Origin of the sequence: Marinobacterium marinum, from assembly GCF_013868415.1 — a bacterium.
Taxonomy (GTDB): Bacteria; Pseudomonadota; Gammaproteobacteria; order Pseudomonadales; family Balneatricaceae; genus Marinobacterium; species Marinobacterium marinum.
The window spans coordinates 254833-266488 of record NZ_JACEMT010000049.1 but is presented as its reverse complement, the minus strand read 5'-3'; the positions used below and the strand labels follow the sequence as shown (position 1 = coordinate 266488).

Genomic DNA, 11656 nt, shown 5'->3' with positions numbered 1-11656 from the left:
CATCTATGGACGCCCCGTTTTGTGCAAGCAAAACATTTCGTGACATGAAGGTATTGCAGCCATCTATCCGGATTTTTACGAGGTATTAACCTCTATCCCTGATGAATTCCGCTGACTGGATGCTAATCATTTTAACGTTCTCTGTACGAACGATGTTAGTCGCAGCCTTATCCAGTCTCGGCTCTACCTGTCTGTCATCAGCAAGTTCTGCCCACGCAAACCTCAGCGCGTTCCTGTCATTGGTTTATTCAGCAGCCGGTTCTATGTACCGCTGCCCTTTATTCAATAATGCCCATGCTATACGTGCTAGCTTGTTTGCCATTGCTACAATGACCACATTCTTGTTTGCTCGCACTGATAGTGCATGTAACCAGTTGCTAACGGCATTTTTCTTGGTCGCTGAATGCCTTAGCACTGCTCGCGCACCATGAACCAACATCCTGCGCAAATATGCATCCCCACGCTTACTGATCCCTCTGAGTACTGTTTTGCCGCCACTCGAGTGCTGTCGTGGAACAAGGCCTAACCACGCTGAAAGTTGGCGGCCGTTCTTGAATGCCAATGCATTACCCACGGTTGCTACCAAAGCTGAAGCGGTTAAACGACCAATACCTGGTACTTCAAGTAAACGCTGGCATGCCGAATTGTGTTGCACGTGTTGGTCAATTTCACGATCCAACTCACCAATGCAGCGCTCTAGCTCCACCCAACGAGCTCTCATACGCTCAATGTGGCGCTGCATCAGTACCGGCAGCTGATCTTCATTTATGCCATAGCTGTCGCGGAACCACTGCTTTAGACGCGCCGGGCCGGATGGCACTGCTATGCCAAATTCACCTAAGGTTGCACGTAAGCGGTTGATTAGAGCAGTACGGTCTCTCATTAACCCATCACGCTCACGGTGTATCAGCAAAATACTCTGCTGATCAGGCGTCTTCAGCTCCACAAAACGCATATGTGGCCGAGATACTGCCTCACAAATCGCTTCCGCATCAGCAGCGTCATTTTTGTTGGTTTTTACATAAGGTTTTACGTATTGGGGTGGAATCAGCTTCACTTCATGTCCGCAGTCAGTAATAACTCGACCCCAGTAGTGCGAGCTGCTGCATGCTTCCATCCCAACTGTACATTTGGATAACTTTGCAAAAAATGCGTAAACCTGTGTCCTCCGCAATGACTTTCTGATTACGCAGCGCCCACGTTCATCAGCACCGTGTACTTGAAAGACATTTTTCGCAAGATCCAAGCCGATCACTGATACCTGTTCCATGATGCATCCTCCACCTGGTTGCTACCAACTAGCAGTATAGGAGGGGCGTCCATTTCATTATTTTAATCGGGTATTTACATCCCCGCAAAAGCAGGGTTATTTTTTGCCGCCGGCCTGATAAGCTTGCCGCTCGATAAGGAGCCCTACATGTGGATTGAGTTATCTGATCTGTTTTGGCTGGCGCTGACCGCGCTGGCATGCCTGTCATGGTGGCACAACCTGAAAGTGCGTGAGTACGCAACGCACAAGGTACTGCAGTACTGCAAGCAGCAAGGCGTACAACTGCTGGACGAGAATATCGCGCTGAAAAGCCTGCGCCCCATCCGCTCCGACGAGAGCGGAATGCTGGTCCTGGCACGCTGCTACCAGTTTTACTTCACTTCAACCGGCGACGAGCGCTACCCCGGCACGATTGAGATGCACGGGCGGCAGATCATACGGATAGAACTGGCCGCCCACAAACTGAACTAGCGCTGCTTAAGCGCTCGGGTAATCAGCCGGTCAAGCTGATTGGCAAACTGCTGGCGATCGGCCTGACTCAACGCAGCAGGCCCCCCGCTTTGAACACCACTGGCCCGGAGCGTTTCCATAAAATCACGAATATTGAGCCGGGCCCGTATATTTTCAGTAGTAAAACGCTCACCTCTTGGCGTCAGTGCCATCCCGCCCTTTTCCAGCACCTCAGCTGCCAACGGAATATCACCGGTAATGACCAGATCCCCCTCCGATGTCCGGCGGACAATCTCATGATCGGCCACATCAAAGCCCGCTGCCACCTGAACTGCTCGTATATTGGCAGCAGGCGGCACTCTGAGTGGCTGATTAGCAATCAAGGTCAGTTCCAACCCGCTTCGCTCAGCAGCCCGAAACAGAATGTCCTTGATCACCACCGGACAGGCGTCCGCATCAACCCAGATTTTCATGCCTGCTTTCCTCTTTCCTCAGCGCAATTGGCGAACACGACAGCTACGACCCTTGATCTTGCCCTGAGCAAGCATGCGCACCGCATCGCGTGCGACCGGACGGCTGACCGCAACATAGGTGCAGAAGTCAAAGACACGAATCTTGCCGACCTGATCGCCCGCCAATTCGCCCCCACGGGTCAATGCACCCAACACATCGCCGGGCCGGATTTTCTGCTTCTTGCCAATATCCAATTGCAGAGTTGCCATGGGGGGGCGATAATCTTTCGCCGTCCCGGGCTTCGGCAAAGGCTCATCCGATATAATCATATCCATCTGGGCCTCAATTCCGGCCAAACGGAAGCGCTCACGTTCATTAAACAACGTCACCGCTACACCACTCTGCCCAGCGCGCCCCGTTCGCCCAACACGATGAACATGCACCTGAGCCTCTTTTGACGGACGGTGATTGATCACCAGGTCCAGGCCTTCTATATCCAGCCCGCGCGCCGCCACATCCGTCGCCACCAGCACCGTGGCACTCTGATTGGCAAAACGTACCAGGGTTTGATCACGTTGACGCTGGTCCAGATCACCGTGCAGGGCAACGGCAGCAATTCCATCCTGCTGCAAGCGCTGCTCCAGATCGCGCACTTCCTGCTTGGTATTGCAGAACAACACAGCCGAAACTGGACGATAGTGGTACAACAATCGTGTAATGGCCGCGTCACGCTCGGTATCGGTCACCTCGTAAAAGTGCTGCTCGATACTGCTACTCTGATGCAGAGCTTCAACGACAACCCGCTCGGGCGTACGCATGATCCGCCCGGCAATACCGGCAATCTCCTGCGGATAAGTTGCGCTGAATAATAGCGTCTGGCGCGTATCTGGCGTTGCTGCCACAATAGTATCAACAGCTTCTTGAAAGCCCATTTCCAGCATCCGGTCCGCTTCGTCTAGCACCAGTGTTTGCAACCGATTCAAACGAAGCGTTCCTTTGCGCAGATGTTCTTCAATGCGCCCCGGTGTGCCCACAACCACATGAGCACCATGCTCAAGAGAGCCGATCTGCGGCCCCAGCGGCATTCCGCCACACAGGGTCAATACTTTTACATTCGGAATCTGGCGTGCCAGACGGCGCACTTCCTGTGCCACCTGATCCGCCAGCTCTCGCGTCGGACACAACACCAGTGACTGCACATGAAAGCGGCTGTTATCCAGCGCCTGCAACAAGCCAAGACCAAACGCAGCCGTTTTGCCAGAACCGGTCTTGCCCTGGGCAATCAGATCACGCCCAGAAAGAATCACGGGCAGACTGTCCTGCTGGATCGGGGTCATCTGGTGGTATTCAAGCGACTCCAGATTGCGCAGCAATTCGGGCTTAAGGGGGAGTTGAGAGAAAGCGTGTTGGCTCAAAGCGGGTACCTGTTCATGGCCTGGCTTAAAAGCCGCATTCTAACAGAAGCACTTGCGAAGACTTGCTCCAGACACAAAAAAAGGCAGCCGAAGCTGCCTTTTTTGTCGCGTTGCGTCGAGACGAAGCGTATTACTTCATTTCCCAACCGGTCAAATCGGCCAGAGCCTTGCCGATGTCAGCCAGGGAACGAACGGTTTTCACACCGGCGTCTTCCAGAGCTGCGAATTTCTCGTCCGCTGTACCCTTGCCACCGGAAATGATCGCGCCGGCATGGCCCATGCGCTTGCCCGCAGGCGCTGTTACACCAGCGATGTAAGAAACAACCGGCTTGGTAACATTGGCCTTGATGTAGGCAGCTGCTTCTTCCTCGGCAGAACCGCCGATTTCACCGATCATAACGATCGCTTCAGTCTGCGGATCGTTCTGGAACATTTCCAGAATATCGATAAAGTTGGAGCCCGGAATCGGGTCGCCACCGATGCCAACACAGGTAGACTGACCGAAACCGGCGTCAGTGGTCTGCTTCACGGCTTCATAAGTCAGTGTACCTGAACGGGAAACGATACCTACTTTACCCGGCAGATGGATGTGACCCGGCATGATACCGATCTTGCACTCTCCCGGAGTGATAACTCCCGGACAGTTCGGACCGATCAGACGCACGCCCAGCTCGTCACATTTAACTTTGCACTGCAGCATATCCAGAACCGGAATATGCTCGGTGATGCAGACAATCAGTTTGATGCCGGCATGAGCGGCTTCCAGGATGGAATCCTTACAGAAGGGAGCTGGAACGTAAATAACGGATGCCTCTGCACCAGTCGCGTCTACAGCTTCCTTGACGGTGTTGAACACCGGCAGGCCCAGGTGTTCGGTACCACCTTTACCCGGCGTAACACCACCGACCATCTTGGTACCGTAGGCAATCGCCTGTTCAGAGTGGAAAGTACCCTGGCCACCGGTAAAGCCCTGACAAATGACTTTGGTATCTTTGTTGATCAAAACGGCCATGATTATTTACCCTCCGCTGCTTTAACTGCCTGCTGAGCAGCATCAGTCAGACTGGTCGCTGCAATGATGTCCAGACCGGACTCAGCCAGCTTCTGCGCACCCAGTTCAGCGTTGTTACCTTCCAGACGTACAACAACCGGTACGTTTACCCCTACTTCTTTAACAGCACCGATAATGCCGTCTGCGATCAGGTCGCAGCGTACGATACCGCCGAAGATGTTAACCAGTACGGCTTTAACATTCTGGTCTTCAAGGATGATCTTGAACGCTTCGGTTACACGCTCTTTGGTCGCGCCACCACCAACGTCCAGGAAGTTGGCCGGGAAGCCGCCGTGCAAAGAGACGATATCCATGGTACCCATGGCCAGGCCTGCGCCATTCACCATGCAACCGATGGTGCCGTCCAGAGCAACGTAGTTCAAGTCCCATTCGGCAGCGCGTGCTTCACGCTCATCTTCCTGAGACGGATCCTGCATGGCCTGCAAGTCCTTGTGACGGTAAACAGAGTTGCCATCGATAGCAATCTTGGCATCCAGGCAGTGCAGGTTGCCTTGGTCAGTGATGACCAACGGGTTGATTTCCAGCAGCGCCAGATCCTTTTCTTCAAACATCTTCGCCAGACCCAGGAAGATATTGACGAACTGTTTAACCTGGTCACCCTGCAGACCCAGCTGGAACGCCAGTTCGCGACCCTGGTACGGCTGAGCGCCGGTCAGAGGATCGATGGTCGCTTTCAGGATTTTTTCCGGAGTTTCTTCAGCAACCTTCTCGATTTCGACACCACCTTCGGTGGATGCCATGAATACGACACGACGGCTGGAGCGGTCAACAACAGCACCCAAATACAGCTCGTTGGCAATATCGGTGCACGTTTCAACCAGAATTTTGGAAACCGGCTGACCATTGGCATCTGTCTGATAGGTTACCAGACGTTCGCCCAGCCATTTTTCTGCAAAGGCCTGTGCATCAGCCGGAGTATCTACCAGCTTTACACCACCAGCCTTACCACGGCCACCAGCGTGGACCTGGGCTTTTACAACCCATTTGTCACCGCCAATTTCTTCAGCCGCTTTAGCAGCCGCTTCTGGAGTATCTACCGCGATTCCCTTGGAAACCGGCAGACCATATTCGGCAAAGAGTGCTTTGCCCTGGTACTCGTGAAGGTTCATGCTCTAATCCGTAGTATTATCGATTATACAGGTGCCCTTACCCATAGGGAGAGGCGGGCACGCCTTTTGCTCTGCAGAACCCTGCCGACCGGCAAAACCAATCGGCAAGGCAACCTTTACAGGTTATCGCTTTTTGCGATTTGCAATATGAATCGCGTGATTGTCTGCTGCCAAAGCCGCCTCATGGACAGCCTCGCTGACAGTCGGGTGAGCAAACACCATCAGCTGCAGATCCTCTACACTGGAGCAGAATTCCATCGCAATCACACCCTGGGCGATCAGCTCGGAAGCAATGCCACCGACCATGTGAACACCCAGAATTCGGTCAGTTTCTTCGTCAGCAATGATCTTGACGAAACCGTCAGTCGCATTGGCTGCCATTGCACGACCAGAAGCCGCGAACGGGAATTTACCAACCTTGATCTTTACACCCTCAGCCTTGAGTTCCTGTTCGGTCTTACCGACCCAGGCCAGCTCGGGGAAGGTGTAAATGATATTGGGAATACAGTCATAGTTCATTGCGGCCTTGTGACCTGCAATGATGTCGACCGCCATAATACCTTCTTCAGATGCCTTGTGCGCCAGCATCGGACCACGCACGGAGTCACCGATGGCATAGACGCCCGGCGCATCCGTACGGCAGCTTTCATCAACGAAGATGAAACCGCGCTCGTCCAGTTTGACACCTGAATCTTCAGCCAAAAGACCCTGGGTCTGGGGACGACGGCCAACCGCTACGATCAGCTTGTCGAACACCATCTCCTGTTCGCCACTGGCATCGGTGTACTTGACCTTGACTTCTTTGCCATCAATGATTTCAGTACCGGTGCAACGGGCGCCCAGCTTGATATCCAGGCCCTGCTTGGTCAGCAGCTTCTTGGCTTCTTTGGCAACATCAACGTCCGCCAATGCCAGGAAGTCATCCATGGCCTCGAAAACGGTTACTTCAGAACCGCAACGCGCCCAGATGGAACCCATTTCCAGACCAATAACACCCGCACCGATGATACCCAAGCGCTTCGGAGTTTCATCGATCTTCAGTGCGCCTTCGTTGTCAACGATCAGACCTTCAGTCAGCGGTGCCGGCGGGATCTCGACCGGTACGGAGCCGGATGCCAGGATCACGTTTTCAGCCGCATGCACGGAGCTGCTGCCATCCTGAGCCGTCACTTCAACCTGCTTGTTGGCCAGCAGCTTGCCGGTACCCTGCAGCACAGTAACACCGTTCGCCTTGAACAGACCGGCAATACCACCGGTCAGGTTCTTAACGATCTGGTCCTTGCGGGCCACCATCTGCTTGGTATCCATGTGCACGTTGTCTGCCATGATGCCCTGCGCGGCAAAGCCGTGCTGAGCTTCATGGAACTTGTGCGTGGTTTCCAGCAAGGCCTTGGACGGGATACAACCCACATTCAGGCAGGTACCGCCGAGAACGGCAGCACCCTTGTCATCAACCCACTTCTCGACACAGGCAGTTTTCAGACCCAGCTGGGCGGCGCGAATAGCAGCCACGTAACCACCGGGGCCGGCACCGATTACAATTAGATCAAATTTATCTGACATTACTTAATCCTGTCTTTCACTCGTTCGATTGTGGGTCTGATCAGATGTCCAGCAGCATGCGTGCCGGATCTTCCAGCAGATCCTTGATGGTCACGAGGAATTGTACCGCCTCTTTGCCATCGATCATACGGTGGTCGTATGACAGCGCCAGATACATCATCGGCAGGATTTCAACCTGACCGTTGACCGCCATCGGACGTTCCTGAATCTTGTGCATGCCCAAGATAGCAGTCTGCGGCGGGTTCAGGATCGGTGTCGACATCAGGGAACCGAACACACCACCGTTGGTGATGGTGAAGGTACCACCCTGCATGTCATCCATGCCCAGCTTGCCTTCACGGCCACGCTTGCCGAAATCGGCAATGGTCGCTTCAACTTCAGCCAGTCCCATAGAGTCGGTATCACGCAGAACCGGCACCATCAGGCCACGGTCAGTCGATACGGCCACACCGATATCCTGGTAACCATGGTATACCATGTCGTTACCGTCGATGGAGGCATTCACGGCCGGGAAGCGTTTCAGCGCTTCAGTTGCCGCCTTGACGAAGAAAGACATGAAGCCCAGACGAGCGCCGTGAGTTTTTTCGAACAGGTCCTTGTACTGCTTGCGCAGCTCCATGACCGGCTTCATGTTGACTTCGTTGTAAGTGGTCAGCATGGCCGCATTCTGCTGGGCTTCAACAAGACGCTTGGCAATGGTGGCACGCAGACGCGTCATCGGTACACGCTTTTCAGTGCGTTCGCCAACCGGCACATTCAGCACAGGCGCAGCCGGTGCAGCCGCAGCCGGCGCTGCAGCCGGCTTGTTCTTCAGGAAGTTCTGCACGTCTTCCTTGGTGATACCGCCGTTTTTACCGGTACCCGGAATCTGGGCAGCGTCCAGACCGTTTTCTTCAATCAGTTTGCGAGCAGCCGGGCCAACCTTATCAGCGTCGGTAGTCACTTCAGCAGCCGGTGCGGCAGCCGCTTCAGCTGCAGGGGCTGCAGCCGGAGCAGAAGCGGCAGCACCCGCTTCAAACAATGCGATCACCTCTTCACTCAGAACAGTGTCGCCCTCGCCTTTGACAATTTCCTTGATCACGCCGTCAACGGGCGCGACCACTTCCAGTACGACCTTGTCGGTCTCGATGTCGACAATAAGCTCATCAGCTGAACAGGCCTCACCCGGCTGCTTGTGCCAGGTAGCAACGGTTCCGTCCGCTACGGATTCAGGGAAAGTAGGCGCTTTAATATCGATGGACATGCTGTTTCCTTTAATAATGCTGCGCAGGTTTTACAAACCTGTCATTAACCGTTGATTGCTTCGTTGACCAGCTGTTCTTGCTGCTCAAGGTGAGCCGAAATATAGCCAACCGCAGGAGCGGCTGCATGCGGACGTCCAACACCCACCAGATTCAACTTGGCGTCATGCTGCTGCAGTACGTTACGCATGTGGTGCTGGCTGCAATACCAGGCACCCTGGTTCATCGGTTCTTCCTGACACCACACCACAGATTCAAGGTTGGTGTACTCGGCAATGGCCTGCTTCAGCCCCTGTTCCGGGAACGGATAGAGCTGCTCGATGCGCACGATGGCAACATCATCTTTTTCAAGCTCGGCACGGCGATTGTACAGGTCGTAGTAAACCTTGCCACTACACATCACCAGTCGCTTCACTTTCTTCGGATCCAGTGTATCCACTTCCGGGATCACCGGCTGGAAGGTACCTTCAGACAGGTCTTCCAGTGTGCACACCGCCTGCTTGTGACGCAGCAGAGATTTCGGTGACATAACAACCAGCGGCTTACGCAGCGGACGCGCAACCTGACGACGCAGCAGATGGAAGATCTGAGCCGGCGTGGTCGGTACGCAAACCTGAATGTTGTGTTCAGCACACAACTGCAGGAAACGTTCCAGACGTGCAGAAGAATGCTCCGGACCCTGACCTTCGAAACCGTGCGGCAACAGCATGGTCAAGCCACACAGACGACCCCACTTATGTTCGCCAGAGGTAATAAACTGGTCGATTACAACCTGTGCACCGTTGGCAAAATCACCGAACTGGGCTTCCCAGATAACCAGAGCGTTCGGTGTTGTGGTCGCATAACCGTACTCGAAGCCCAGCACCGCCTCCTCGGACAGGAAGGAGTCATAGATATCAAATTCAGGCTGCCCTTCCGCCAAATGCTGCAGCGGTACGTAGAGGGACGCATCTTTCTGATTGTGCACCACCGCATGACGGTGAGAGAAAGTGCCTCGACCCACATCCTGGCCGGTCAAACGAACCGGGTAGCCTTCCGCCAGCAGAGTGGCGTATGCCATTGTTTCGGCGAAGCCCCAGTTGATTTCCATGGCACCAGCTGCCATTTTCTTGCGGTCTTCGTAGATCTTCTGAACCTGACGCTGAATGGCAAACCCTTCGGGAAACTCACAGGTCTTGTTAGCCAATTCCTTCAGCAGTTTCGGATCAACGCTGGTATCACAGTCGAAAGACCACTTATGGCCCAGGTATGGACGCCAGTCGACGAAAAGCTCCCGGTTCGGCTCCATCACCAGAGACTTGGCTACATGTTCACCATTTTCCAGCGCCTTGCGGTAATCCTGATCCAGAACCTTGGCTTCTTCCGCAGTCAGCACACCTTCTTCAACCAGACGCGCCGCGTACAGCTCCTTGGTGGTCTTCTGAGACTTGATTTTGGCGTACATCAGCGGCTGAGTACCGGACGGCTCATCCGCTTCGTTATGACCACGACGGCGGTAGCACACTAGGTCAATCACAACGTCTTTGTTGAACTCGTTGCGGTAGTCCAGTGCCACCTGAGTCACAAAGCGTACTGCTTCAGGGTCATCACCATTCACATGGAAAATCGGTGCCTGAACCATTTTGGCCACATCGGTGCAGTACTCGGTGGAACGCGCATCTTCCTTCTTGGAAGTGGTGAAGCCCACCTGGTTGTTGATCACGATATGAATGGTGCCGCCGGTCTTGTAGGCACGTGTTTGAGACATCTGGAATGTCTCCATCACCACACCCTGACCTGCGAAGGCCGCATCACCATGGATAGACACCGGAATGACACTGTTGCCAACTTTGTCGTCACGACGATCCTGACGCGCACGCACGGAGCCTTCGACAACCGGAGAAACGATTTCAAGATGAGACGGGTTGAACGCCATTGCCAGATGAACTTCGCCACCCGGAGTCATCACGTTGGAAGAGAAACCCTGGTGATACTTCACGTCGCCAGAGGTTTCGATGACGCGTTTGCCTTCAAACTCGCCGAACAGATCCTGCGGATTCTTGCCGAAGATATTAACCAGCACGTTCAAACGTCCGCGGTGCGCCATGCCGATAACCAGCTCTTTGGCACCGTCACGGCCCGCACGCTGCACCAGCTCATCAAGGCAGGGAATCAGGCTTTCGCCACCTTCCAGACCAAAGCGCTTGGCACCCGCATAACGCGAGCCCAGGTATTTTTCCAGACCTTCTGCGGCAGACAGACGCTCAAGAATATGCTGACGCTCGTCATTGGTCAGTACGGGATGGCTGCGCACTGGCTCCATGCGGGACTGAATCCAGCGTTTTTCCTGAGTGTCGACGATATGCATGTACTCGGCGCCGACAGTAGTGCAATAGGTTTTCTTAAGATCAGCCAGGATCTCTTTCAGTGAGCTCTCTTCTGGACCGAAGAACAGTGAGCCCAACTGGAAGCGGGTATCGAAATCGGCTTCGGACAATTCGTGGAAACGCGGATCAAGGTCAGGTACCTGTTCACGCTCCATCAGATTCAACGGATCTATATCGGCATGCTGATGCCCACGCACACGATAGGCATTGATCATGCGCAGGACACGAACCTGTTTCTTTTCGTGCTCCGAGCTGACACTGCTGCCGGAAACCGGTGCAGCCCGCTTCTGATTCTTGGAGAGGAGAAGGAAGTGATCCCGGATGGTGGAATGAGGCACATCTTGAGTGATGCTGTCACCAACCTTCGGTAGTCGATCGAATTCGTCACGCCACTCTTGTGGAATGGCATTCGGATCCATCAAATAGGTTTCGTATAGTTGTTCAACATATGAAAGGTTGCCCCCATAGAGATGGGCATTCTTCCACATCTGCTCCATTATGCCATCTTGCATTATCATCTCACCCTGGCTCTGAGAGGGCGCTGCATCGGTCAGGCTGCACTATTTCCTGTACCGGCAGTCCTGCAACCCTCTTCTGATTACCGTTTTTGTATATCCCAGCATCCATACGGATCGCGCATGGATGCGGGCATTAATTCTACGCTTTTTATGCCAGCCTTTACACTGTTAGCAGCCAACGATTCTACAAAATATTACT

General features: G+C 54.0%; 9 protein-coding genes. 1 reads left to right on the top strand and 8 read right to left on the bottom strand.

Translation table 11 applies throughout. The annotated features are described in order from the left end of the window. Positions 1 to 244: 244 nt before the first annotated feature. Entirely contained in the window at positions 245 to 1270 is a 1026-nt protein-coding gene (locus H1S06_RS10325; RefSeq protein ID WP_181737921.1) for an IS110 family RNA-guided transposase, read from the bottom strand. Positions 1271 to 1417: 147 nt separating this feature from the next. Between H1S06_RS10325 and H1S06_RS10320 the strand changes: the two genes are divergently transcribed. Next, positions 1418 to 1741: a DUF3301 domain-containing protein gene (locus tag H1S06_RS10320; RefSeq protein ID WP_181739854.1), complete on the top strand. Its 324-nt coding sequence runs from the start codon at positions 1418 to 1420 to the stop codon at positions 1739 to 1741. Here the strand turns inward: H1S06_RS10320 and H1S06_RS10315 are convergent. The 7 genes from H1S06_RS10315 to H1S06_RS10285 all read right to left on the bottom strand — a co-directional run bounded on the left by H1S06_RS10315 (position 1738) and on the right by H1S06_RS10285 (position 11451). Next, a complete protein-coding gene (locus H1S06_RS10315; protein WP_181739853.1) occupies positions 1738 to 2193 on the bottom strand; it encodes a YaiI/YqxD family protein in 456 nt (151 codons plus the stop codon). The two genes, H1S06_RS10320 and H1S06_RS10315, sit on opposite strands and share 4 nt — an antisense overlap. A gap of 18 nt (positions 2194 to 2211) precedes the next feature. Then, positions 2212 to 3588, bottom strand: coding sequence for an ATP-dependent RNA helicase DbpA (gene dbpA / locus H1S06_RS10310; RefSeq protein WP_181739851.1), 1377 nt, complete (start codon positions 3586 to 3588; stop codon positions 2212 to 2214). A 130-nt stretch (positions 3589 to 3718) separates the two neighbouring features. Then, positions 3719 to 4600: a succinate--CoA ligase subunit alpha gene (sucD, locus tag H1S06_RS10305; protein WP_181739849.1), complete on the bottom strand. Its 882-nt coding sequence runs from the start codon at positions 4598 to 4600 to the stop codon at positions 3719 to 3721. Between the two features lie 2 nt (positions 4601 to 4602). Further along, complete coding sequence (sucC, locus tag H1S06_RS10300) at positions 4603 to 5769, bottom strand: ADP-forming succinate--CoA ligase subunit beta (protein ID WP_181739847.1); 1167 nt, start codon at positions 5767 to 5769, stop codon at positions 4603 to 4605. Between the two features lie 123 nt (positions 5770 to 5892). Continuing rightward, positions 5893 to 7332 carry a dihydrolipoyl dehydrogenase gene (gene lpdA, locus H1S06_RS10295; RefSeq protein WP_181739845.1) on the bottom strand — a complete coding sequence of 480 codons (1440 nt, stop codon included), beginning with the start codon at positions 7330 to 7332 and terminating at the stop codon, positions 5893 to 5895. A 40-nt stretch (positions 7333 to 7372) separates the two neighbouring features. Next, positions 7373 to 8575, bottom strand: a complete 1203-nt coding sequence (odhB, locus tag H1S06_RS10290; protein WP_181739843.1) for a 2-oxoglutarate dehydrogenase complex dihydrolipoyllysine-residue succinyltransferase — start codon at positions 8573 to 8575, stop codon at positions 7373 to 7375. Positions 8576 to 8619: 44 nt separating this feature from the next. Further along, positions 8620 to 11451 carry a 2-oxoglutarate dehydrogenase E1 component gene (locus H1S06_RS10285; protein ID WP_181739841.1) on the bottom strand — a complete coding sequence of 944 codons (2832 nt, stop codon included), beginning with the start codon at positions 11449 to 11451 and terminating at the stop codon, positions 8620 to 8622. Positions 11452 to 11656: the final 205 nt, after the last annotated feature.

Excerpts from the sequence above, each read along its gene's own strand:
- H1S06_RS10315 (WP_181739853.1), bottom strand. The coding sequence starts at position 2,193 with ATGAAAATCTGGGTTGATGCGGACGCCTGTCCGGTGGTGATCAAGGAC.
- H1S06_RS10320 (WP_181739854.1), top strand. The coding sequence starts at position 1,418 with ATGTGGATTGAGTTATCTGATCTGTTTTGGCTGGCGCTGACCGCGCTG.
- odhB (WP_181739843.1), bottom strand. The coding sequence starts at position 8,575 with ATGTCCATCGATATTAAAGCGCCTACTTTCCCTGAATCCGTAGCGGAC.
- lpdA (WP_181739845.1), bottom strand. The coding sequence starts at position 7,332 with ATGTCAGATAAATTTGATCTAATTGTAATCGGTGCCGGCCCCGGTGGT.
- sucD (WP_181739849.1), bottom strand. The coding sequence starts at position 4,600 with ATGGCCGTTTTGATCAACAAAGATACCAAAGTCATTTGTCAGGGCTTT.
- H1S06_RS10285 (WP_181739841.1), bottom strand. The coding sequence starts at position 11,451 with ATGCAAGATGGCATAATGGAGCAGATGTGGAAGAATGCCCATCTCTAT.
- sucC (WP_181739847.1), bottom strand. The coding sequence starts at position 5,769 with ATGAACCTTCACGAGTACCAGGGCAAAGCACTCTTTGCCGAATATGGT.
- H1S06_RS10325 (WP_181737921.1), bottom strand. The coding sequence starts at position 1,270 with ATGGAACAGGTATCAGTGATCGGCTTGGATCTTGCGAAAAATGTCTTT.